The following is a 25,588-nucleotide window of genomic DNA, read 5'->3' on the forward strand; positions in this document are numbered from 1 at the left end:
TTTTTAGTGGATATATAAAAATAAAAATGCCCCTTCTAAGTGAATAGAAGGGACAATTTATATTGAAATTTAACTTATTTAAATCTATCTTGATAATTTTTCAAACACAATGTTAAATGCTTGAATCGTTTTTTCAATATGTTCTTTCGTATGTGCAGTTGAAATAAATAAGCCTTCGAATTGTGAAGGTGGTAAATATATTCCTTCTTCAGCCATTAGCTTATAATATTCAGCAAATAATTCTAAATCGGAAGTCTTTGCAGAGGCAAAGTCTATAACATCTTCATTTGTTAAAAATAAACCAATCATTGAACCCGCACGATTAACAGTGTGCGGAATATTGAATTTTTGAGCAGCTTCACGAATACCATTTTCAAGCATGTCTCCAAGCGTTTTGAAGTATTCATATGATTCAGGAGTTAGTCTTGATAATGTTTCAATTCCTGCAGTCATCGCAAGAGGGTTACCAGATAAAGTACCTGCTTGATATACCGGTCCAGCTGGTGCAATATGCTCCATAATATCACGGCGACCACCAAAGGCACCAACAGGTAGACCTCCACCAACAACTTTCCCTAGACATGTTAAATCTGGTGTAACACCAAAATAACCTTGGGCACAATTGTAATCTACGCGGAATCCCGTCATAACCTCATCAAATATTAATAGTGAACCGTATTCTTTCGTTACATCTCTTAAACCTTCTAAGAACCCTGGTTTTGGAGGTACAACGCCCATATTACCTGCTACTGGTTCAACAATCACTGCAGCAATTTGCTTACCGAATTTTTCAAAGACTACTTTTACAGCATCAATATCGTTATAAGCAACTGTCATTGTATTTTTAGCAATATCTGAAGGTACTCCAGGGCTATCAGGTAAACCAAGTGTTGCTACACCTGAACCTGCTTTTATTAGCAATGAATCACCATGTCCGTGGTAAGAGCCTTCAAATTTCAAAATAATATCACGGCCTGTAAAACCACGCGCTAAACGAAGGGCTGCCATTGTTGCTTCTGTACCAGACGATACGAAACGTACCATCTCAACTGAAGGAACTCGCTCAATTACTATTTCTGCTAATTTGTTTTCAAGTAATGTTGGTGCACCAAAGGAAGATCCTTTAGCTACTTGTTCTTGAATAGCTTTTACTACATCAGGATGAGAATGACCTAAAATAAGCGGTCCCCAGCTTAATACATAATCGATATACTCATTGCCATCGATATCACGAATTACTGCACCGTTTCCTGACTCAACAAAAATTGGATTCAAATTTACCGACTTAAATGCTCGAACAGGGCTATTTACTCCACCCGGCATTAAATTAACCGCTTCTTCAAAGGCATTAATTGAATTCGTAAATGTTTTCATATTTTATTTCTCCTCCAACCAACGAGCTACATCTTTTGCGTGATACGTTAAAATCATATCTGCTCCTGCACGTTTCATACCTAATAATGTTTCAAGAACGATTGATTTTTCTTCAATCCAGCCATTTTGTGCTGCCGCTTTAATCATTGCATATTCACCAGATACATTATAAGCAACGATTGGCAAATTATAGTTATTACGTACATCACGAATAATATCTAAATATGACAGTGCAGGCTTAATGATTAAAATATCTGCACCTTCCTCAATATCTGACTCAGCTTCTCGGAATGCTTCTAAGCGATTTGCTGGATCCATTTGATAGGTTTTACGATCACCAAATTGAGGCGCCCCATCAGCTGCTTCACGGAATGGGCCATAGTAGCTTGATGCATATTTCACAGCATATGACATAATTGGTACATCTTCAAAGCCTGCTTCATCAAGAGCTACACGAATAGCCGCAACAAATCCGTCCATCATGTTTGATGGAGCAATGATATCAGCACCTGCTTTTGCCTGCGAAACAGCTGTACGAGCTAAAACATCAAGTGATGGGTCATTTAAAATTTTCTCCCCTTCTACTAATCCACAGTGACCATGGTCAGTAAACTCGCATAAACAAGTATCTGCAATTACAAGTAATTCCGGATAGCGTTCTTTTATTTGACGAGTTGCTTCTTGTACGATTCCGTGATCATGAAATGCTCCTGTCCCAACCGCATCCTTTTCTGCAGGAATACCAAATAAAATAATCGCTGGTATACCAAGCTCAACAACCTCATCTACTTCTCTATTCAACGTGTCCAATGAAAATTGATAGACACCTGGCATAGAACTAATAGGGTTTTTAATATTTTCACCTTCGATTACAAAAATCGGGTAAATCAAATCCTCTTTGTGTAAATATGTTTCTTTCACCATTGATCTCATTGTTTTTGAAGTTCTTAGACGACGATGTCTTTTGAAATTTAGTTCAGTCATTCCATTCTTCCTCCTCATTACTAATCTCATCAATTACTGCTTCCATTGTATACGTATTAGGCTGATATGTAACATGGCCACCGCGTTTTTCTATCGCATGGGCTGTTATATGTCCAATGCTAGCTATTTTTACACTATCCCATCCAACAATTGGCGCAATATGTATTGCAAAAACATTTACAGCTGAAGGACTTGCAAAAATAATAATGGGCTGTTCCTTCGATTTAATAATGTTTACAATACTTTGAATATGCTCTAAAAAATCTTCTGTGTCATAAACAACCCACTCATCCACAGAAAAAGGAAGGCCGTTTTTAATAGTATCCTTCGCTTTACTTCCTCTTACGAATAAGCATCGCGGCTTTCCTTCTATGATCGTTGGAAATTCCTCTATAAAATAATCGGCACTATAGATGGAAGGCATAAAATCAACCGTTAAACCATTAGCTTCTAATCGATCACGCGTTTTCTCACCAACAGCAGCAATTTTTCCTTTTATCATTGAAGGAAAAAACTTATGTCTAACCATTTTAGCACAGAATGCATCAACTGCATTTTGACTTGTAAAAATCAGCCAATCGAAATTTCGCGCCATTTCCAGTTGCATATGATCATACGGTTCTAATATTTCAACAATTTTAATGAGTGGAAAGGCATGTGCTTCTCCACCCAATTGTTGAATTCTATTTAAAATCGATGTTGTCATGGAAGAACCAGTCAATATAACGGTTTTACCACGAAGTGATTGTTTAAGCATCAAGCTCAGCCTTTACTTTTTGTATCAGCTCAAATGCACCCTGTTCTGTTAACTTTCGAGCCACTTCTTTTCCTAGCTCTACTGGATCTTTTCCAGTTAACGTTTCTTTATAGAATACAGAAGCATCTGGTGCTGCAACAAGTCCTGTTAATGTTAATAAATCTCCATCTGTTGTTGCATATCCTGCAATTGGAACTTGACATCCGCCATCCATTGCCCCTAAAAACGCTCTTTCTGCAAAGGCTTCATTCCAAGTTGTAGAATCCGTTAATTTTGCTAGTTCCACCAGTAGTTCTTCATCATCAGCACGGCATTCAATACCTAGAGTACCTTGCGCAACGGCCGGTAAACAAAGATCCGTATCTAAATATTCCGTAACAATTGTATCGCTCCAACCTAAACGTTTTAAGCCCGCAGCTGCTAAAATAATTGCATCAAAATTTTCAGATTCAAGCTTTGCTAAGCGTGTATCAACATTCCCTCGGATCCATTTAATTTCTAAGTCTGGACGAGCTTGTAATATTTGAGCACTGCGACGAAGAGAGCTTGTCCCAACAATTGCTCCTTTAGGAAGATCCTTGAACTTCACATGACCGTTTGAAATAAAGGCATCACGTGCATCTTCTCGAGGTGGAATGCAACCAATTACAAAACCTTCAGGCAAAACAGCTGGCATATCTTTCATAGAATGTACAGCAAAATCAATTTCTTTATCATAAAGGGCTTGTTCGATTTCTTTAACAAAAAGGGCTTTCCCACCAACTTTTGATAGTTGTACATCTAAAATTTTATCGCCTTTTGTTACAATTTCTTTTACTTCAAATTCGAAAGGTGCACCTGCATTTTTTAATTCATTAATAAACCAATTTGTTTGTGTAAGTGCTAATTTACTCTTTCTTGATCCTACTATAATTTTTCTCAAAATAATTCCTACCCTTCTATTCAATTACGCCTGACTAATTTGCCCGTGAGTTTAAATTCGCAATTAGCTTTTTAATACCATAAATGGAATCCTGAAAGTTTACTTCCTAAAAAGAAGTTGATAACTACTAATAAAAATGTATAAATCTGAGCCCAGGAATAACTAATCCCTGTTAGCTTACCTTTACGATGTAATATCATAATAATGAAATATATAATCGCAATCACAAAGGAACCAAGAATTTTTGCATCGATAATAGAGAACTTTTCCATCGTCATAAATGCCCATTCTAGTCCTAAAAGTATACTTATAAGGAAAATTGGAATAGCAACTAGTATCGATTTATTAATCCAATTAATAATCTGACTAAGTGCAGGTAAACGGCTCCATAGCTTAGAATATTTTTTTTCTTTCAGTATTTTATATAGAATTAAATACAATATCGAAAAGACGAATGCTAACGTAAACGCTGCATAAGCTAAAATTGCAAAACTAATATGAATGACCAACATTTCTGAAATTACTGTTTCCCCTAAAGCTGGGTTGATCTGATCCTGGGCAAATAAATGAATTGTTACAAATATAAATCCAAGAATATTAATAAAGAAAACAGGTAAATCTACGCGTGCGATACAATGTAATATGATTGAAATAGTAATTAATAGCCATGCATAGAAATACACACCTTCAATCAACGATAAAACCGGGAATCGCTTAGTCTCCATTACATAGAGTAATAAAAAAGCTGTTTGCATAACCCAAACAACCGAAACGAGCCAAAAGGCAATTCGTCGGATTTTATTTTGTTTGTAAAAATAATCTATAAAATATAAAACAATACATATCGCATATAGGATAACCATCATCTCATATAATCTAGTCATCGCTAATTCAGTCATTAGCATCCCTTCTCCATCAAAAAATTGATTTTTATAAGGTGTTATCTTCAGATTCACTCCAAAATAATAGCGTTTCCGTATCTAGTTTAACATACTGATACGAAAACGCCTTATCTCATTTATATCCTTATAAGTTTCCATTGCAACTTGTATTAATAAGACAATTTAGGATTTCCAACTGCCTCAATATTTTCTGTTGCTAACTTCTCCTTAACGTGCAGATTATTCAATTCTTCTTGAACTGCATCTTCAATCCCAAAAATTTGTTGGAATAATTGAAGCTGTTCCTTCGCTTTAGGTGAATTCGCTAGTTCTTTTGCTTGAAGAATTGGTTCCTTCAATAATTGATTGATAATGGATTTCGTATGCTTATTTAAAATTTTTCGTTCTCGATCTGTTAAATTTGGCATCTTATTTTCAATACTCATCATCGTCTCTTCTTGAATTCGACTAGCTTTTTTACGCAATGAAGAAATTACAGGCACAACACCTAAAGTAGCAATCCAATCTTTAAATTCGTCTACTTCTTTCACTATCATCTTAGATATATCCTGAGCTGCCTTTTCACGTTCAGCCAGATTCGCCTCTACAATACCTTGTAAATCATCAATGTCGTACAAGAAAACGTTAGGTAAGTCACCAATCTTCGGATCCAAATCACGTGGAACAGCAATATCTACCATAAATAATGGCTTACCTTTTCTTAATCTTTCTACAAATTGCATTAGTTCATAATCAATCACATATTCTGTAGAACCAGTGGAACTGATTAGAATATCCGCTTCCAATAAAGAACATTGTAGTTCTTGCATTGATTTTGCTTGTCCATTAAATTTTTCTGCAAGTATTTGTGCTTTCTCTAGTGTACGGTTAATAACCGTTACTTTTCCAACACCGCTACCAGCTAAATTCTGTGCTGCCAGCTCACCCATTTTGCCAGCACCTAGAATTGCTACATGCTTATGTTTTAATGAACCAAATATTTTTTTGGCTAATTCAACAGCAGCATAAGAAACTGATACTGCGTTTTCATTGATCGTTGTCTCATTGTGCGCACGTTTAGCAAAGGTAATTGCCTGTTTAAACAACTGATTATAAACCGTTCCTGTTGTGCCAATTTCTTGAGCATCTAAAAAGCTTTTCTTAACTTGACCAAGAATTTGTGTTTCACCTAACACCATCGAGTCAATACCAGATGCAACTCGGAATAAATGGTTAAGTGATTCGTCATTTTCACGTATATATAAATGTTTATCAAATTCTTCAACGGGAATATCGAACCATTTTGCTAAGAATTGTTTTATATAGTAACGACCAGTATGTAATTGATCGACTACAGCATAAATTTCTGTACGATTGCATGTAGAAACAATTACATCTTCTAATATGCTTTTTTCTTTTTTTAGCGCAGCCATTGCATTCGGTAAATCGCTTTCGATAAACGACAATTTCTCACGAATTTCGACCGGCGCAGTTTTATAATTCAAGCCTACTACAAGTGTATGCATGAACTTACACCTCACACTGTCTTTTTCCAACTCCTATTGTAACACAAAGAAAGCGCTATCCATCAACTAAATTGTGAACATGCTATGAATTGGTTTTATTTTTAAATTAGAATAATTCTAATTAAGTGTACCAAAAATTTATTTATTCTTCAATGATTTAAGTCAAATTAGGTAGAATTATAAAAAATAATTCTCATTATTATTAAAATTATCCCCTTAATTAAGAAAAAGATGTTTCGTAAAAATCGAAAAAATTCGATTCAACTCAAAACATCTCCCCTCTCACATATTTAGTTGTGAAAATTGGGTATGTACGATTCGTTACATCCTTTTTTCAATTTCGCTCCAAGCTTGTTCAAAACCTAGACCTATTTCTGACGAAAAGACGATTAATGGATCGCCTTTTTCCATATCTAACGTCTCTTTCACAACTTTTTTATGCTTATCCCATTTACCTTTTGGAATTTTATCGGCTTTCGTAGCTATAACAATAGTTGGTATATTGTAATGCTTTAAAAAGTCGTACATCATTCGATCATCACTCGTCGGTGGATGTCTTAAATCAACGATTAATAGTACAGCACGTAGTACATCACGCGCTGTAATATATCGTTCAATCATCTTTCCCCATGCTTCTCGCTCTGTTTTCGAAACCTTTGCATAGCCATAGCCTGGCACGTCTACAAAAAATAGCTGTTCCTCAATTTTGTAGAAATTGAGGGTTTGTGTTTTCCCAGGCTTTGAAGACGTGCGTGCTAATGCTTTACGTCCAATCATTTTATTAATAAATGATGATTTCCCTACATTCGAACGTCCTGCTAATGCGAACTCAGGGAGACCACCTTCAGGATATTGTTCTGGTTTTACAGCACTAATAACCAGTTCAACATTATTTACTTTCATTTTTAAAACCTCCAACTAGTGCTAGATTTAGCACCTCGTCAGCAGTAGATACTGGTTTAAATGTAAGCTGATCTCGAATACTATCAGGTATATCATCAATATCACGAATATTATCCTTCGGCATAATAATCGTTGTTAAACCTGCTCTATGTGCACCTAATGATTTTTCTTTTAAGCCACCGATTGGTAAAACGCGACCACGTAATGTGATTTCACCTGTCATACCAATTTCTCGTTTAATCGGTTTGTTTGTAATAGCTGATACCAATGCAGTACACATTGTTATACCTGCAGATGGACCATCTTTTGGCACAGCGCCTTCAGGTACATGGATATGAATATCATGCTCGTCAAAGAAATTCGCATCAATTTTCAACTTATCAGATAATGATCGAACATAGGATAGGGCTGTTTGTGCAGATTCTTTCATTACTTCCCCTAACTTACCTGTTAATTGGATCTTACCTTTACCAGGAGTTAGCGATACTTCGATTTGTAATGTATCTCCACCAACTGTTGTATAGGCTAAACCTGTTGCAACACCAACTTGATTCTCTGTTTCTGCTTGACCATAATGGAATTTGTGTTTTCCTAACATATCAATTAATACTTTTTGATTAACTGTTACACGTTTTTTCTCACCTGAAACAATTATTTTCGCTGCTTTACGGCAAAGAGACGCAATTTGTCTTTGTAGGTTTCGGACACCGGCTTCTCGCGTATAATAACGGATTAAATCAACAATCGCTTCATCTTTTATAACGATTTGAGATTTTTTCAATCCATTTTCTTCAATTTGTTTCGGTATTAAGTGATTTTTCGCGATTTGAATTTTTTCCATTTCAGTGTAACCAGCAATTGATATTACTTCCATACGGTCTAACAAAGGACCTGGTATCGTACTTAAATCGTTAGCTGTAGCAATAAACATTACCTGAGATAAATCATATGGTTCTTCAATGTAATGGTCACTAAAATTATGGTTTTGTTCTGGGTCTAATACTTCAAGCATCGCCGCCGATGGATCTCCCCTAAAATCATTTGACATTTTGTCAATTTCATCTAGTAAAAAGACAGGATTTATCGTACCGGCTTTTTTCATCCCTTGAATAATTCGACCAGGCATCGCACCTACATAGGTTCTACGATGGCCTCGAATTTCTGACTCATCTCGAACACCACCAAGTGAGACACGTACAAAGTTTCGATCAAGACTTTCAGCTACAGATCGAGCTAAAGACGTTTTCCCTACCCCAGGAGGTCCGACTAAACAAAGAATTGGTCCACGTACCGAATTTTTAAGTTGACGTACTGATAAATATTCTAAAATACGTTCTTTTACTTTTTCTAAACCGTCATGGTCACGATTCAATATATTTTCCGCATGAAGAATATCTAGTCGGTCAGTTGTGCTTTCTGTCCATGGAATTGTCACAAGCCATTCAATGTAATTTCGAATTACACCACTTTCAGCACTAGCTGCAGGTAATTTTTCATAACGATCAAGTTCTTTGAAGGCAGTGCTTTTTGTGGACTCAGGCATTCCTGAATTTTCAACACGTTTCCTTAAATCTGCTACCTCTCCTGTTTTCCCTTCACGATCACCTAGCTCAGCCTGAATCGCTTTCATTTGTTCACGAAGATAATACTCTTTTTGAGTACGCTCCATTGCTTGCTTCACTTTAGAATTAATTTTCTTTTCTAGATTTAATACTTCTTGTTCATCATGTAATCGAATAATTAAATGATCCAAACGTTTTTTTATGTTAAATATACTTAAGATTTCTTGTTTTTCTGCTACTTTAAGTGGAAGGTGAGATGCGATAACATCCGCTAGTCTACCTGGTTCATCAATATCTAACACAGAATCAATCGTTTCTGTTGTAATTTTGTTAGAGGATTTCGCATATTTTTCAAAATAGCTAAGAAGTGTACGCATTAACGCCTCAATTTCAGGATCTTTTACTTTACTATCTTCATGTAACTCAATGCTAACAGAGGTGAAGTCCTTATCTTCATAAAAATTAATGATTTCTCCTCTGCTTACACCTTCAACTAAAACACGTAATGTACCATTTGGTAATTTTAACATTTGTTTAACATTAACTAATGTTCCAATTGTATATAGATCTTCTTTTTCAGGTTTTTCAATACGTAAATCTTTTTGTGTTGCTAAGAAAATGTGATTGTCATTTAACATTGCGTACTCTAACGCAGCCACTGATCTTGCTCTACCTACATCAATATGTAAAACCATTGAAGGGTAGACTAGTAATCCTCGCAAAGGCAGTAATGGTTTCTTATCTTTTACTTTGCTCATGCGGGTAATCACCTCCATTTGAATTTTGCGTATCAACCCGCTCACTTATTATGAGATAAAAACAAAACATTTCTCTTGCATATTGTTTACAGTTTTTATCCTCTACATGTACATAAGTCATTAACATTTTATGTATCAAAAATCATTTAGTAACGATATGTTCATTAAAGTTGGCAGAAAAAGCTGACTTACGACTTTTACGCGAATATTTGCGCATCTTTCGAAGTCAGCTTTTATTTGCCTACTTGTGTTTCATCACAATAGTTTATGCTGATGTTTTTTTATCATTTAGACCTTCTAGTTCTGTACCATCTTCCAAAATCAATTTTGGTGGCTTGTTATCACTAATTGTTTCTTTCGTAATGATACATTTTACAATGTCTTCACGCGAAGGTAGCTCATACATCATATCTAAAATTGTTGATTCGATAATAGAACGTAAGCCACGAGCACCCGTTTTACGTTCAATTGCCTCATTCGCAATTGCAGTAAGTGCATCTTCTTCAAATTCAAGTTCCACTTTATCGAGCTCAAACATTTTTTGATATTGTTTTACTAAAGCATTTTTCGGTTCAGTTAAGATACGAACAAGTGCTTCTTCGTTTAATTGCTCTAAAGATGCTAAAACTGGTAGTCGTCCAATAAATTCTGGGATCAAACCAAATTTCAACAAATCTTCAGGGATTAATTTCGAAAGTAAAGACTCATTCTCTTCTTTTTTAACATTATTCGAACCAAACCCAATAACCTTTTCTCCTTGACGACGTTTAATGATTTGTTCAATACCATCAAAGGCACCGCCAACGATAAATAAAATGTTTGTAGTATCAATTTGTAAGAACTCTTGATGAGGGTGTTTACGTCCCCCTTGAGGAGGAACACTTGCTACAGTCCCTTCAAGAATTTTTAGTAATGCTTGTTGAACACCTTCACCAGATACATCACGTGTAATAGAAGGATTTTCTGATTTACGTGCAACTTTATCAATCTCATCGATATAAATAATACCTTTTTCAGCACGTTCAATATCGTAATCAGCGGCTTGTATTAATTTCAATAAGATATTTTCAACATCTTCACCCACATAACCAGCTTCTGTTAATGAAGTGGCATCTGCAATTGCAAATGGTACATTTAATATTCTTGCAAGTGTTTGTGCAAGTAATGTTTTACCACTACCTGTTGGTCCAATTAATACAATATTTGATTTTGATAATTCAACATCATCAATTTTACTGTTTGAATTAATACGTTTATAGTGATTGTACACAGCAACAGCAAGGGCTTTCTTTGCTCGCTCTTGTCCAATTACATATTCATCTAGTATAGATAAGATTTCTTTTGGTTTCGGAATATCTTGGAATTCAATCTCTTCCTCAACACCTAATTCTTCAACAACAATTTCAGAGCATAGTTCGATACATTCGTCACAGATATATACTCCTGGACCTGCTACTAGTTTACGAACTTGTTCTTGTGGCTTTCCACAGAACGAGCACTTCAAATTGCCTTTTTCATCATTAAATTTGAACAACTTGCTTCACCCCTATTCACGAGAACTATCTTACAAGATTCTTATATCTTTATCAAATATGTTGACTCTTTTATGCATATGGATGTATTTTCCACATGCAGAACTTATGTATTTTTTCGTTATATATGTTTATAAAACAAGGCACGGATTATACCGCACCTTGTTTTTTACTATTGTACTAAATTACACTTAATTATTCAGTAATTTTTGCGTTTTCTACTAAAAATTCAACTGTTTTTTGAGTGCGGATATCGTTTTCTAAGATCTCAGTTGTACCACCTAAAGCAGTAACAATTTGTTCTTTATCCATGTTGAATTGTTTACCCATTTTTTCTAGTTCTGCATCCATATCCTCTTGTGTTACTTCGATATTTTCAGCTTTAGCAATTGCTTCTAGAGTTAATGAAATACGTACGCGTTTTTCAGCTTCTGGACGCATTTGCTCGTGTAATGCATGCTCATCTTGACCAGAGAATTGATAGTAAAGATCTAAGCTCATACCTTGCATTTGTAAACGTTGAGCAAATTCGTCAATCATGCGGTGTATTTCGTTATGAGTCATTGATTCAGGAATTTCGATTTCAGCATTTTCAGCTGCTTTTTCTACTAACTCGTCACGTAAAGAAGCGTCTGCGTCTGCTTTCTTTTGCTCTTGAGTTTTAATTTTAAGTGCAGCACGTAATTCAGCTAAAGATTCAACATCTGGATCGATTTCTTTTGCTAATTCGTCGTTTAATTCTGGAACAACTTTTGTTTTAACTTCTTTAACTGTTACTTTGAAAGTAGCTTCTTTACCAGCAAGTTCAGCTGCATGGTATTCTTCTGGGAAAGTAACTTGTACATCTTTAGATTCACCAGCTTTTAGACCAACTAATTGTTCTTCAAAACCTGGAATGAAAGAACCAGATCCGATTTCAAGCGGGTAGTCTTCTCCTTTACCACCTTCGAATGCTTCGTCACCTACGAAACCTTCGAAATCGATAACAGCAGTGTCACCTTCTACAATCGGCTCATCTTCTTTAATTTCTAATTCAGCTTTACGGCTAACTTGCTCTTGAATTTGTTCTTCGATTTCTTCATCAGTAACTTCTGTATCTAATTTTTTCACTTCAAGACCTTTATATTCACCTAATTTAGGCTCTGGTTTAACAGTTACTGTTGCAGTGAAAGTGAAAGCTTGGCCTTTAGCAAAATTCTCAGTTCCATCAATTTGTGGATAGTCAACTGGCACAATTCCAGTTTCATCGATTGCATTTGAATATGCATCAGGCACTAGAATTTCAAGAGCATCTTGGTATAATGCTTCAATACCAAAACGTTTTTCAAATAAGTTACGTGGCATTTTACCTTTACGGAAACCAGGAACGTTAATTTCTTTCACAACTTTTGCAAACGCTTTATCTAAAGCATTATTCACTTCTTCAGCTGGCACTTCGATTGTAAGGATACCAGTATTCCCTTCTTGTTTTTCCCATTTTGCTGACATATATTAATACCTCCAAAAATAATTTACAGTTTGACAAACTCTTCGTTTATACGATTTTGACAACCATTTTAGTATATCATAGTTAGTTATACTTTCAACTTTTTTCATACTTCTTGTAGTTCTGTTAACTTTTCGAGATTCTGCAAAAAGTCTACTAATTCATAATCCATTTCCTGTACGTTTCCAAACATTAAGCTTACTAAATCAATATAAGCTAAAGCCACATCTTCGGAATCATAATCTAACCATTCGTAAGGATAAGTGACTATTGCATGCTTTGAAATTAAATATTCTAGCATTTCTAATTTAGATGGTTCTTGATCTAATTTTTCTATTACAAGTGATGTAATGGCTTGATATTGTGGTAGTTTTGTTGGTAATGGTAATGTTGATGGATTTACTACCATTGATCGATGAAATTTGTTTATTTTTATTTCTACATTCACTTCTTGTTCGACTAGCAAAATTAATATTAGACTCTTGATAAATGGATGGGATTTATCATGTTCAATAATGCTTTTTAACTGCTCAACAATAGGACGAACATTTGCTTCAGTAAGTTCTTGTATTTTTATTAATTGTTCATTTGGATTTAAAGATAAGAATTGATACACATCGTATTCTTCAAGATTTAATTTGTTTTCAGTTTGAAATTCAAGCTGCGAATCATCATCCATTTGTGTAATATTTGCGTTCAAGTTTTTTAAACGTTCAAATTTCTCAACTTGATTTTCAGGAATTGCGCCTTCTTCAAGAAGAGATGTAATGATGCTCTCGACCTGCTTAAATTGTTTTAATTGCATACAAATTGTTAAATATAATTCCATCACTTCTAAGTACATAGATGGCCCAATACTCAATAATTGCTCGCAAACCTCTTTTGCTTTTTCAAAGGATTTCGCTTCATATAAAGAGTAGGCATAAACACTTAAAGTTAATTCATCACCTTCAGTGTATTGTAACGCTTCTGAGAAATTCTCGTTAGCTTCATCGAATTGATAATTTTCTACATATTCATGGGCTTGTGAAATTAATCTTTCGACAGTTCCAGGAAATAAGACAACATTTTTATATCCCTTTATTCTTTTCTTCTTATTTTTCATGTGTCTCACTCCCAAGCTGTTCATTATGAAAATCTTATATAAGTATTCATAATTATTGTCATTTTACCGTTAATTTACTTCTTGAACAACATCAATTTTATCTTTCAATACAAATGAAGTTATTACGATTACTAATCAATGTTACCCGCTTAAATAAAATTTAATCGAAGAACAATTAATAATACATAAATGAAAAAGAGTAATCATTTGTATTTTTTGCAATTATTTTTTAATCAATCAAGCCTCAATTTATATTTCAATTTTCCATCTTAAGCTTTTAATCTTATCTCATTATAAATTGCATAAATCTGAATAATGTTTCCACATTTGTGCAACCTAGTGATAGTTATGCATTTTAATCATAAAGGAGAGCTTTTGATGGGGATCTTAAGTAAAAATCCAAAGGACGAACCGTTACACTATGGTGAAATTTTTGCAATGTGGTCGCATACATTGACGAACAATGGATTGATAGCAGCCTATCAAACACTATACAACCATACTGGCGATGTAGATTTAGCAAAGCTTATTGAAGAAGCCCTGGCAGGATTAGAGGAAGAAAATAAACAGGTGAAAAGTGTTTTAAAAATTAACGGTGTTGGTTTACCACCTGCCCCTCCTGAACGTCCAAATGCTCGTATTGAAGATATTCCTGTAGGAGCAAAATATATGGATCCTGAAATAAGTGCAATTTTATCATCAAATGTCGCTTCAGGTTTAATTTCTTGTAGTACTACAATAGCATTATGTACTCGCGAGGATATTGCCTTTATGTATGGCCAATTCCATATGGCTAAGGCTCAATTAGGTGGGAAAATGTTACGATTAAATAAAGCAAAGGGTTGGCTCGCTCCTCCCCCACTACATGTTAGCCCTACCGACAAATCATAAAAAGTTTAATAAAAAAATTACGTTGAAAGCACCTACCTACCATAGGTGTTTTTCTATTTTTTAGTATTAATAGAAAATTAACTCTCACATTTTCACGTTTTTTATAACATGTTTTGTACATAATAAAAATACATAGGAGGGAGAAATATGAGCAAATATCTTTTAGGTTTAGCACTATTATTATCTTTAGGACTAGCAGCATGTTCAGGAGACGATACTCCTACGGATACAGCAAATGATACACCTGCTGATGAGACAAATACAGAAACAGAACAGGAAGAAGAAGTAAGTACAGATGAAAATGTACAAGAATCAGATCTAGGTAAATTAACGATTAATTATAAAAATGAGGAATTAGGCATTAGCCATGAAGCTGGTCCAATGAATTTAACGTTAAATGCTGTTCAAGTCGCTACACTTGAAGTTGCAGAGGATTTTAAGGAATCCTTCGACAATCAAGATGTTGCTACAGTAATCACAATCAATATGACAGCAAAAAACTCAACAGACCAAACTATAAGTTTCTACCCTGACCAGGCCACACTTGTAACAGATACTGGACAACAAGTAGACGCTGATCTTTGGTATTCTGGTGAAGTAGGCGGCGACTTTATGGGTGCGGTTACAATGGAAGATGATGTAGTTTGGATTTTAAAGCATGATGAAAACATAAAAAAATTAACTCTTCATACTTAGCGGTCCTTTTGATGAAGATTTTGAATCAGTTGGAGAAGACTTTACCTTAGATGTTCCACTTGAATAATTTATTATTATAGACACCATTTTTTATCATGGTGTCTTACTTATATGGATGGTGGTTGGCGCAGTCATTCTTTTTTATATTGCTTCTGTCGGTTGGGTAGGTTAAATATTGTAAGGAAAAGGTTGATTCGATATTTACGAATCAGCCTTTTTTCACTTAGCATAATGGTAAGAGAAAATAGGAGGTATTTTATGTTTAAAAATAAAGTTGTCGTCATAACAGGTGCTGCTCAGGGGATAGGAAAAGAAGTTGCCATTCAGTACGCAAAATCTGGAGCTAATGTAGTTTTAGCAGATAAAAATGAAGAGCTAGTTCAACAAGTATGTGAAAACATTTGTAAAGAAGGCTATTTTGCAGCCTTTTTCTCTACTGACGTTCGAAAAGAACATGACGTAATACAGCTAATGAAGTTTGCAGTAGAGAAATACGGAAAAATTGATATTCTCATTAACAATGCGGGTATTTTCTGTCCGAAATCCCCTTATGATTTGTCCATGGATGAATGGGATTATGTCATGGATACTAATTTACGTAGTGTCTTTTTATGTTCACGGGAAGCTGCAAAGTTCATGAGACAAAATAATCATGGTGGCGCTATCGTTTCTATGGCTTCTACACGTGCATTCATGTCTGAGCCACATACAGAATCCTATGCAGCAACGAAAGGTGGCATCGTTTCATTAACTCATGCTTTAGCTCGATCATTTGCTCCGGATAAAATTCGAGTAAATTGCATTTCTCCTGGTTGGATTGAAACTGGTGATTATGAAAAGTTACGTGAGATTGATCATGAGCAGCATTTATCCCGTCGAGTTGGCAAACCTGATGATATCGCCCGCGCATGTTTTTATTTAACAGACGAAAAAAATGATTTTGTAACTGGCATCAATTTAACAGTTGATGGTGGTATGACAAAGAAAATGATCTATGAGGAGTAATATAGTCTTATTTGAATTTTGAATAATTAGAACTAAGTTAATAAATCTGAAATTTAGTATAATAAATATGAAAAGTTATACAAACAAGCTTGCAATTTCTTATAGATAGGAAGTGGGATGATGGAGAAACTGTTCCAGTATCTTTTACTAGGAATCGTTCTTTTATTTTTAATATGGTTTGTCTTTCAACTCTTTCTATTTATCATAAGAAATTTTCAACGCTTATTTGCCTGGTTTAAATTATCCCCTCAGCAACGAAAAAATCGAAGAAAAATGAATAAAACCGTTAAGCGAATTAAACGTCAATCAAAATACGGTTCTTCAGATTATAGCGGGAGTTATTCATTCACCTCCACTTCAAGTGATTGTAGTGATGACGGAGGTGGCGGTGGCGGTGATTAAAAAGTATTGCTGACTAATTACAAAATTATATCTTTTAATTTTAATGAAAAAATAATTAGCTACTTTTATTTTGCCTACGGGAAATATTCTTATTGTTGATGTTAACCGTATTACTGCATTTGAATTAGAAAATAATTAAGATAGGAAATAAAAATATGACCTGAATTATTCATACTTCCAATGAAGATTTAATTTGATACCAAATCCAATGATTTTTTGTTATCTAAACAAGTAAGAGCTGTTAATTTCGATAAACATGATAAATGATAAAGGTGAATGGTAGTAAAATCCTGATTTTGGGCATACTACCCCCTTGGTCTTTCATCCTTTTAAAAAACAGCTATTCAATTGAATTATTCTAGCTTAAGACGTTGAATTCGCTGAAGTACTTCCCAAAAGAATTTTTGGTACACAAAACTAGAGGACAATTTAAAGTAGATGGATCGTCCTGATTTTACTAATTTACTCGCAACTTTAATAATTCTTGTACGAATGGTCTCGATTTGCATACTTTTCCGTCCTTTTGGAAAGCAAAGGGTACGTAGCCAATTCGTTAGGTTGTACGCTAATAGACTTAACATCATTTTGACTTCATTTACCTGGAAAGAATGGCTGTTCATTTTATCCAGATAAAAACCGTTTTTAGCTTCCTTGATATAGTTCTCCATCGTCCCTCTTTTTTGATAAGAACGAACGATAGTTTCTGGAGTGAATGCATCTTTTAAATTCGTTACAAAAAAGGAATGGGTAAAAAACAGTTCACCCGCAGGACGAACAGATTGTACGATGACTTTTCTTGACTTCGACCATGATTTTGCCTGGTATTCGATTTCCTCATAATAGCATTCAGACATGGAAACATCTGATATCTCCGTTGCTGGATGTAATTCATCTGCCATTCGCTGTAAAATAGCGTTTGATTTTAGACGAATCACGTAATAGACAGACTCATCTTCGCATAAGTCATACAAAGCCGGGACAGCAAATCCACTATCTCCACGTAAAAACGGTGTGGTTTCTGGAAATTTTTCATTGTAGTGTTCAATAAGTGGTTTTACAAAATCAACGACACCATTGGAAGTATAAACATTTCCTGGTCGTAGCTTCGCTTTAAGGAAATCGCCAGTGATACCATCAAAAGCAACTAACGGATGAAAACCGACCGTTCCATAATGAGTATTGTACGATGCCGATTCTTGTTCACCATATGTGTCAGCATGTGTTGAATCCAAGTCAAAGATGATTGCTTTGGATCCCCTGGATGTATGTACTTTATCTAAAAGCTCTTGGTTCGCTTGATTTAATTGTTCCATGGATTCGTTATCAAATCTTGTGTAAAACCGAGATAAACTTGGTTGAGAAGCTAAGGCGTCGGTCCCGATAATTTGTGTGAAGACAGGATCATTCGTCAATTGATCAGCACTGTCATCTTCAGCATAACCAGCAATGATTTGATAAATCTTTTGACGGAGTAAATTTTCATTCGAATGAACATGGTATTTTCTATCGTCTTTTAAATGTAGATGTCGAGCCAAGGTTTTAGAGAATCCGATTTTCTCATCGAATTCCCTAAAGATAAATTCACCTGTATCAGAAGAAAGAGAACCCCCATCACTTGACAATTTAATTTGACGATTGAAATCTAAAGTTAATTGCGGTAAAGTAGCCATTATAAGAATCCTTTCTGTGGTTATTTTGTGGTGATTTAACTTTAACAGAAATGGATTCTTTTTTCATTTATTTGATGCATGATCAATTCGGTTGAAATGCTTGATAGATAGGCATTCAAAATTTATCAAAAGTTTTCTATGAATAATTCAGGTATGACTATTATTTCATTTCAATTATTTAAATAAAGAATAAACGTACATTATCACTATATTCCATTAGGATAATGTACGTTTATTTCATTTCATTATATAAAGAAATAGATGGCTAAAAACATGCACAAGCTTCCACCCATTACAAATACATGCCATATTGCATGATTATAAGGGATTTTTTTGTTTTTATAAAAAATAGTTCCGATTGTGTAGCTAAGCCCTCCAGCTAGTAATGTTAAAACTCCGTTTATTGTGAAATGGTCAATTACTGGTTGGTAAACAAAGATAAGCAACCAGCCCATTCCAATATAAACTATAAGTGATATTCCATGAAAACGGTGGACAAAAAACTGTTTCAGAACAATACCTATTAATGCTAATCCCCATTCGATTCCAAATAAAATCCACCCTGTTTTCCCTCCTATTGCTATCAACGCAACAGGTGTATATGTTCCTGCGATTAAAAGAAATATTGAACTGTGATCTAATTTTTTTAAGAAATATTTATGTGTTGGCCACGAATGATATAATGTTGACGCTAAATATAAAAGGAACATTGAAATTCCAAAGATTAAGTAGCTAATTAACTCAATTTTTGACCCATTGCTAATAGCCTTATCTGCTAGTAAAAATGTTGCTGGTATCGTTAAAAACGCACCTATTCCATGGGTCATGGCATTCCAAAATTCTTCTTTTTTACTATAAGCACTTTCAACTATTACTGCTTGCGTCATTTCCTTCACCTCAATTAATATTATGGCAATATAATGGTAAAACAGAAGAGTAAGATGTAATAAAAAATAAATGATAAATGTCATACTTCAAAATGACATCTATAAATATGAGCAAAATTGTAAAAAGACATACGTTTGGTGAAGAATAAAAAAATAGAGCACATCTAAATGATTGTGCTCTTAGTGTCGACAAAAAAAGAACATCCGTGACGCTACATTGCTAGCTCCAAAGCGTTTCTTTGCTCACAACGGAACCTTTACTCTTAGTAACATACTTAATCAAAATCGATAGTTAATTGCTACTATAATACAGTTTCATACTCCCCGCAAATGTTTGAGCGCTTATTAGAGATAAGTTATACAGTCTATTTGAATGCCACTGTTGAATCATCTACTCTAGAGCGTGGAGATTAGAAGTTCCGGTTCGTTTGATTCTTCTGAGCGTTTGGTTTATTGATTTCGTTTCTTTTTGATAATCGCGTACAGGGAAATGGCAATAATAATTAGCCCTAATATACTAAAAATGAGAAGAATGTTTGAATGATCATCTTCACTTTTAGCTACAATGTTTTCTTTTTTTCCATCTGATTGATCAACTTCTACTATTACGGTAGGTTCTTCACCAGCACCTAGTTCTTCTAAATCAGATGTAGCTGCTATTAATGGAGCTGTTCTCGAACAAAGATTCACATGAAGTGCTCCATCTGATTTATTTGCATACACTAAATATTCTTCATTCAAAGTGAAGTTAAAACCACAGCTTGCAGATTCTCTTGCCGTATAAAGTGTAACAATTGTTTCATCGACACCCTTCCATGTCTCCTTTACCTTCAATTGGACCTCAAGAAGATCTGCGGATGATTGTATTTCTGCATCCTTATTAGGGTCCACTATTTTAATCACTTTCCCAGAGAACACAGCAGTACTCATGTTTAATTCTTCAGTTGGCGAACCAGGTGCAGCACATGAACAAGCATAAGCTTCAGTTGCGGTAAAATTAAATGAAAATGCTATTAGGAATGAAAAAATAAGAAACATTTTTATTTTTCTCAAGATTAATCCCCCTTTAGCAATTTGACTTTGTTTGTTATAGAAAGTTACATGTAATCATCCATCTGGAGGAATTTTTACGAAATAAAAAAAACACGTTTCACTCCATTTAGTGAGCAAAAACGTGCTACATATTTTATAAACGAACAATAAGAACATCGCATTTTGCTGTACGAGCAACTTGCTCTGCAACTGAACCGATAACCATTTTCTCCATTGCATTATATCCTGTAGCTCCGCATATGATTAAATCTACATCTGGTAGTTGAGTTAAAATTGCCTTTGCAGAACCTTCTTCTACAGTTACTTCTACACTATTAACACCTTGGGCTTTTGCTTCAAGTTTTAATGTTTCTAATTCAGAAAGGCTTTGAGTTTTTAATTTTCCAGCATAATTTAAATCATAGGCTGCAATTGAACCAAATGATACCGTATCAACTACATGTATTAATTGAAGAGCTGCATCATAATCCTTTGCCAGAATAACTCCACGTTCTAGTGCTTTTTTAGATTGCTCGGAAAAATCGATTGCTACTGCTATTTTTTGATATTTTGCCATTATTATCCTCCTCCATTTTGACTTTATCATATCAAATTTTAGAAGATACGAATATAAATTAATTCTTATTCTAGAGACAATATGAAAATTGAAAACTACTAAAAAATACTACCAACCGCTGTAATTGTTGTTGCTAAATCATGACGATAATTCGGGTGTTTATCATTTAAACTATTGATCGACACTTCATTTCCACCTAATGAACTATGGACATATAAATCATCTCCCATATACAGCGCAATATGCCCCGGGAAATAAATTAAATCACCTTTTTGAATTTGTTCAAAGGGGATTTGCTTAACAGGAAAACCGTCAACTATTTTTGCATCCCGATATATAATCGAACCGTTCAACATATACGCCATCAAACAAAGTCCAGAACAATCAATACCAATTGGAGTTTTTCCTCCCCATCGATATGGTGTTTTCAAATAGCTGAGTGCCGTTTGAACAACACGCTCACGAAAGTCTCTCTCAGGAACCTTTATCTCTTGTATTTTTTCTTGAATCCATTTGGTTCTAGTATAACCAATTTCTCCTGTGACTAATTTCACCTTCGACCAGGTATGATCCAAATTCTCTTCTTCCAACAATTGAACAATGGAACCTTTTACAAGTGTTATTATTTTCTCATTTTGAATTTTAGGTCCTCGCAGCAAATCCGCAAAATTTTGAATAATAATATGCTGTGCTTCATTTTGCCACTTTTTTGTTTTTTCATCATTTATAAGAAAATGTTCCTTTTGACAATACCCTTCGTATCGATAAGTAGTACGAACCTTTAACCATGATTCACCACATAACTCTAATATTTCAACGGTCATACCATAAAGAACTTCATCAACTAGTTCTGAAGTCGCCTCAGGTTTTGCATGAAGGTTTGCAATCATTGAAGTAACAACAGCTTTCATAGAAAGTGTTCACCCCTTTCAATACGTTCAAAATATTGAAATACAATCTTAGAAATTAAGCCAATACATTTCTTCGCTTCTTCAGCATCATTAATATCTGTAATCATAATTCCGATGATATAATCTAGTTTCTCATGAAAAACAATGCCAACATCGTGACTCACAGTATCTAAATTACCCGTTTTATGTGCGATTTTAACATTTTCGATTATATACCGTTTAAGTCCATCATTTATTCTTTGTCTGCTTAAAATATCAAGAGCTAATTGACTAAATTGTAATGGTAATAAATCTTGCTTATAAATTCGGGTGAACAAATTTGCCATATCTCTTGCAGTCGTGACATTATCTACCCCTTTTTGTAAGCTATCAAAATCCATCATTTTTCTTTGTAGCTTAGTACGCGTTAATCCTATTTTTTTAAAAAATGCATTACATTCTTCCATTCCTAAAAAATCGATTAACACATTTGTTGCCGTATTATCACTTGTAATGATCATCCAAACAAGTAATTCATATAATGTACTCTTATCTGAGTCTTGCTCCGTTAGTACACTATATTCCACTTTATGATTTTGCTTAATTTCAACTTCCATTTGTAACGAAATGTTTTGCCTTTCAATTAACTCTAGCACGGCTATTAATATCGGAACTTTAATAAGACTAGCACTAGAAACTACTTCATCTAGTTGTTTAGCAAAGATAAAATCTTCAGCTTTTGCCCTTTTAATAAATAGATGAATGTTATAATCTACTGAATCAATCAATCTTTCAAGTTCTTCTTTCAAAATTTGCCCCCTTTTACATGACGGAGATAGTTTTATCATCCGCATTGATAGTAACCGTTCTGCCTAATGGTAATGTCATAGTTGGTAACATATGCCCGCATACGACATCCATTAAAATCGGTTTACCTGTTGGCACGAGTATTTCTTCAAAAATTGTTTGTAATCGTAAGCTTTGCTCAGGATGCATCGCATTTTGTGGACCACAATTCGTCCAAGCTCCTAATATGATTCCAGCCGCATCATCTAACTTTCCTGCAAGCTTTAATTGGGTTAACATTCGATCAACACTACGCTCATATTCATCAATTTCTTCTAAAAATAGAATTTTACCCTTAGTATCAATTTCATATGGAGTACCAAGAGATGCCGTAACTAATGTTAAATTACCACCAACTAGCTGGCCAGTTGACTTTCCTGGAACAAGGGTTGTCATCTGCATACCAATCGGATTTTCTAGATCATAACAATCTCGATTTGTTTCTAGTACACTACTTAAAAAAGAATCCCAAGTATAATCATCCATCTCTGGTTTAATAAATTCCGTAGAAGGCATTGGTGAATGGTATGTGACAAAATCACATTGTTGGTTAAACACAATATGAAGGGCGGTCACATCACTATAGCCTGCAAAAACTTTCGGATTTTCCTTTATCATTTCTAAATCTAGTAATGGTAATATTTTTGTGGCACCATAACCACCTCTTATGCAAAAGATGCCATCTATTTCTGGGTTTTGAAACATTTCATTGACCTCACGAGCGCGTAAATCATCTTTCCCCGCTAGATATCCATGTCTTTGCCGGCACGTTTCACCAACAACCACCTTAAAACCGAGATGTTCAACCTTTTCAATCGCTTTTGGAAGAGCTTCCTCAGGTGTTGGACTTGATGCACTAATGAGTCCAATCGTATCCCCTTTTTTTAAAGACTTCGGTATCCTCATTATTAAACCCCCATTTTTTGAGTTTGCTGATAACGGTAAATCTCCTCGTCATTTGCTAATACATAATGTCCCTCCTCCAGTTCGACAAATGAAGGGGGATTTAATTCATAGTTATGTTGAGATGGGTCATATATTTCAATTTTTTTATTTCGTTCTTTATGTGGATTCGGTTCAGGTACAGCAGAAATAAGCGCTCTTGTATAAGGATGAATGGGATTGGAGAATAATTTCTCTGTTTCTGCCAGTTCAACAATTTTCCCTTTAAAAATAACTGCCGTTCGATTGGATATATATCGTACAATGGATAAATCATGCGCTATAAATAAGTAAGTAAGATTATTTTCGATTTGTAATTTCGATAGCAAGTTTAACACTTGGGCACGAATAGATACATCAAGGGCTGATATCGGTTCGTCCGCTATGATAAACTCTGGTTCCATGACAAGAGCTCGAGCGATGCCAATTCGTTGACGCTGACCGCCTGAAAATTCATGGGGAAAGCGACTTGCAAATTCAGGTAATAATCCTACTTGTAATAAAGCCTTTCGCACTTTTTCCTTCCGCTCATCATCATTTGCATACTTCCTTGTATTAAATAGTCCCTCGGAAATAATATAATCTACTTTCGCCCGTTCATTTAAAGATGCCATAGGATCCTGAAAAATCATTTGAATTTTTTCTGTAATTTGTTGATCCCATTCTTTTTGGATTTTACCGTTAATCCTTTGTCCCTTAAAAAGAATTTCTCCACCAGTAACTTCATTAATGCGCATAATAGCTCGTCCAATTGTCGTTTTACCAGAGCCTGATTCACCAACAAGCCCGAAGGTTTCGCCTTTATAAATATTGAAGCTAACATCATCGATAGCCACAAACTTATTTTTCCCTTTACCGAACGTCACATTTAAATTTTTCACTTCAACGAGTACATCTCTATCCTTCATTTGCAAATCGTCTCCCTTCTTCGAAAAATGCTTTCAAATTTTCGGGAGGTTCTACCTTTGGTGCCTTTGGATGAAGTAACCACGTTTTTGCATAATGGGTTTCACTCACTTTAAAAAACGGTGGATTTTGTTCATAATCTATTTTTAAAGCATAAGGATTACGTGGTGCAAAGGCATCCCCTTTTATTTCTTTAAACAAATTAGGTGGTGTACCTTTTATAGAAAATAATTCTTCTCCCTTCACTCCAAGCTGTGGCAATGAAGAAAGAAGTGCCCACGTATAAGGATGCTTACTATCAAAAAATATTTCATCAGATTTACCAAACTCAATCACTTCTCCTGCATACATGACAGCTAGTCGATCTGCCACCTTGGCAACAACGCCTAAATCATGGGTGATAAAGATTGTTGTTAGCATATATTTTTCCTGTAAATTTTTTAAAAGCTGTAAAATTTGGGCTTGTATTGTTACATCTAATGCAGTGGTAGGCTCATCACAAATTAATATTTTCGGATTACAGGCAATAGCAATTGCAATGACAATTCGTTGACGCATACCACCCGAAAATTCGTGAGGGTATTGTTTGTATCGCCTTTCCACATCATGAATACCGACATCCTTTAATAATTGTAAAGTTTTTTCATAAGCCTCTTTCCCTATTAGCTCTTGATGTAAGACAATAGCTTCCTCAATTTGCTTTCCAATTGGTTTTAAAGGATTTAATGATGTCATTGGATCTTGAGTTACCATGGCAATTTCTTTTCCGCGAATTTTTAACCAATCTTTTTCAATTTTATACGTAGCGATATCTTCATCGTTATAGTAAATACTCCCTTTATCGATATAGCCATTATTATCTAGTAAACCGATGATTGATTTTACAAGTACTGATTTTCCTGAACCTGATTCTCCAACAATGGCTAAACTTTCACCCTTATATAAGTCTAGTGAAATACCTCGTATAGCAGTGAGTATTCTCCCGTGTAGTTTGAACTTTATGACTAAGTTTTCAATGGATAAAATAGGTTTTTTTGATTCTTCGGTGATCATT

General features: G+C 34.7%; 24 protein-coding genes. 4 read left to right on the top strand and 20 right to left on the bottom strand.

The features are described 5' to 3' along the window. Positions 1-84: 84 nt before the first annotated feature. The 11 genes from hemL to CD30_RS11245 all read right to left on the bottom strand — a co-directional run bounded on the left by hemL (position 85) and on the right by CD30_RS11245 (position 13,790). Positions 85-1,374: a glutamate-1-semialdehyde 2,1-aminomutase gene (gene hemL / locus CD30_RS11195; RefSeq protein WP_036176843.1), complete on the bottom strand. Its 1,290-nt coding sequence runs from the start codon at positions 1,372-1,374 to the stop codon at positions 85-87. Positions 1,375-1,377: 3 nt separating this feature from the next. Beyond that, a complete protein-coding gene (gene hemB, locus CD30_RS11200) occupies positions 1,378-2,358 on the bottom strand; it encodes a porphobilinogen synthase (RefSeq protein WP_036176846.1) in 981 nt (326 codons plus the stop codon). Continuing rightward, complete coding sequence (locus CD30_RS11205; protein WP_036176849.1) at positions 2,351-3,115, bottom strand: uroporphyrinogen-III synthase; 765 nt, start codon at positions 3,113-3,115, stop codon at positions 2,351-2,353. Before CD30_RS11205 ends, hemB begins: the two co-directional genes overlap by 8 nt. Continuing rightward, positions 3,108-4,037, bottom strand: coding sequence for a hydroxymethylbilane synthase (gene hemC, locus CD30_RS11210; protein ID WP_036176852.1), 930 nt, complete (start codon positions 4,035-4,037; stop codon positions 3,108-3,110). Before hemC ends, CD30_RS11205 begins: the two co-directional genes overlap by 8 nt. Positions 4,038-4,108: 71 nt before the next feature. Next, entirely contained in the window at positions 4,109-4,936 is an 828-nt protein-coding gene (ccsA, locus tag CD30_RS11215) for a cytochrome c biogenesis protein CcsA (protein WP_036176856.1), read from the bottom strand. 152 nt (positions 4,937-5,088) lie between these two features. Next, positions 5,089-6,444 (bottom strand): glutamyl-tRNA reductase, encoded by a 1,356-nt coding sequence (gene hemA / locus CD30_RS11220; protein WP_036176859.1) that lies wholly within the window; start codon positions 6,442-6,444, stop codon positions 5,089-5,091. Positions 6,445-6,765: 321 nt separating this feature from the next. Then, positions 6,766-7,347 carry a ribosome biogenesis GTP-binding protein YihA/YsxC gene (yihA, locus tag CD30_RS11225; RefSeq protein ID WP_036176862.1) on the bottom strand — a complete coding sequence of 194 codons (582 nt, stop codon included), beginning with the start codon at positions 7,345-7,347 and terminating at the stop codon, positions 6,766-6,768. Further along, positions 7,334-9,667, bottom strand: coding sequence for an endopeptidase La (gene lon, locus CD30_RS11230; protein ID WP_036176866.1), 2,334 nt, complete (start codon positions 9,665-9,667; stop codon positions 7,334-7,336). The genes yihA and lon overlap by 14 nt, the downstream gene beginning before the upstream one ends. Positions 9,668-9,932: 265 nt before the next feature. Continuing rightward, positions 9,933-11,201, bottom strand: a complete 1,269-nt coding sequence (gene clpX / locus CD30_RS11235; RefSeq protein ID WP_036176869.1) for an ATP-dependent protease ATP-binding subunit ClpX — start codon at positions 11,199-11,201, stop codon at positions 9,933-9,935. Positions 11,202-11,394: 193 nt separating this feature from the next. Beyond that, positions 11,395-12,687 (bottom strand): trigger factor, encoded by a 1,293-nt coding sequence (gene tig / locus CD30_RS11240; RefSeq protein ID WP_036176873.1) that lies wholly within the window; start codon positions 12,685-12,687, stop codon positions 11,395-11,397. 104 nt (positions 12,688-12,791) lie between these two features. After that, entirely contained in the window at positions 12,792-13,790 is a 999-nt protein-coding gene (locus tag CD30_RS11245; RefSeq protein WP_036176876.1) for a tetratricopeptide repeat protein, read from the bottom strand. Positions 13,791-14,168: 378 nt separating this feature from the next. Here CD30_RS11245 and CD30_RS11250 point away from each other — a divergent pair, with 378 nt between their 5' ends. The 4 genes from CD30_RS11250 to CD30_RS11265 all read left to right on the top strand — a co-directional run bounded on the left by CD30_RS11250 (position 14,169) and on the right by CD30_RS11265 (position 16,784). After that, positions 14,169-14,681 (top strand): DUF3231 family protein, encoded by a 513-nt coding sequence (locus CD30_RS11250; protein ID WP_036176879.1) that lies wholly within the window; start codon positions 14,169-14,171, stop codon positions 14,679-14,681. 147 nt (positions 14,682-14,828) lie between these two features. Then, complete coding sequence (locus tag CD30_RS11255) at positions 14,829-15,377, top strand: hypothetical protein (RefSeq protein ID WP_036176882.1); 549 nt, start codon at positions 14,829-14,831, stop codon at positions 15,375-15,377. A gap of 258 nt (positions 15,378-15,635) precedes the next feature. Next, positions 15,636-16,382 (top strand): SDR family NAD(P)-dependent oxidoreductase, encoded by a 747-nt coding sequence (locus CD30_RS11260; RefSeq protein WP_036176885.1) that lies wholly within the window; start codon positions 15,636-15,638, stop codon positions 16,380-16,382. A gap of 120 nt (positions 16,383-16,502) precedes the next feature. Then, positions 16,503-16,784, top strand: a complete 282-nt coding sequence (locus tag CD30_RS11265) for a hypothetical protein (RefSeq protein WP_036176888.1) — start codon at positions 16,503-16,505, stop codon at positions 16,782-16,784. A 353-nt stretch (positions 16,785-17,137) separates the two neighbouring features. Here CD30_RS11265 and CD30_RS11270 read toward each other — a convergent pair whose 3' ends face one another. From CD30_RS11270 to CD30_RS11310, 9 genes are all read right to left on the bottom strand, one after another. Further along, positions 17,138-18,454, bottom strand: coding sequence for an IS1380 family transposase (locus tag CD30_RS11270; protein ID WP_036176891.1), 1,317 nt, complete (start codon positions 18,452-18,454; stop codon positions 17,138-17,140). A gap of 245 nt (positions 18,455-18,699) precedes the next feature. Further along, entirely contained in the window at positions 18,700-19,341 is a 642-nt protein-coding gene (gene trhA, locus CD30_RS11275) for a PAQR family membrane homeostasis protein TrhA (protein ID WP_036176894.1), read from the bottom strand. A 450-nt stretch (positions 19,342-19,791) separates the two neighbouring features. Continuing rightward, a complete protein-coding gene (locus CD30_RS11280) occupies positions 19,792-20,394 on the bottom strand; it encodes a hypothetical protein (RefSeq protein ID WP_052126165.1) in 603 nt (200 codons plus the stop codon). 133 nt (positions 20,395-20,527) lie between these two features. Beyond that, entirely contained in the window at positions 20,528-20,950 is a 423-nt protein-coding gene (locus CD30_RS11285; protein WP_036176900.1) for a universal stress protein, read from the bottom strand. Between the two features lie 98 nt (positions 20,951-21,048). After that, complete coding sequence (locus CD30_RS11290; protein WP_036176903.1) at positions 21,049-21,861, bottom strand: SH3 domain-containing C40 family peptidase; 813 nt, start codon at positions 21,859-21,861, stop codon at positions 21,049-21,051. Next, on the bottom strand, positions 21,858-22,649 hold the full coding sequence (locus CD30_RS11295) for a serine hydrolase (RefSeq protein WP_036176906.1): 792 nt from the start codon (positions 22,647-22,649) through the stop codon (positions 21,858-21,860). Before CD30_RS11295 ends, CD30_RS11290 begins: the two co-directional genes overlap by 4 nt. Before the next feature lie 13 nt (positions 22,650-22,662). After that, positions 22,663-23,592, bottom strand: a complete 930-nt coding sequence (locus tag CD30_RS11300; RefSeq protein ID WP_036176909.1) for a S66 peptidase family protein — start codon at positions 23,590-23,592, stop codon at positions 22,663-22,665. Positions 23,593-23,594: 2 nt separating this feature from the next. Then, positions 23,595-24,536, bottom strand: coding sequence for an oligopeptide/dipeptide ABC transporter ATP-binding protein (locus tag CD30_RS11305; protein ID WP_036176912.1), 942 nt, complete (start codon positions 24,534-24,536; stop codon positions 23,595-23,597). Then, complete coding sequence (locus tag CD30_RS11310) at positions 24,526-25,587, bottom strand: ABC transporter ATP-binding protein (RefSeq protein WP_036176915.1); 1,062 nt, start codon at positions 25,585-25,587, stop codon at positions 24,526-24,528. Before CD30_RS11310 ends, CD30_RS11305 begins: the two co-directional genes overlap by 11 nt. Position 25,588 lies beyond the last annotated feature (1 nt).

The organism is Ureibacillus massiliensis 4400831 = CIP 108448 = CCUG 49529 (genome assembly GCF_000772965.1).
Taxonomy (GTDB): Bacteria; Bacillota; Bacilli; order Bacillales_A; family Planococcaceae; genus Ureibacillus; species Ureibacillus massiliensis.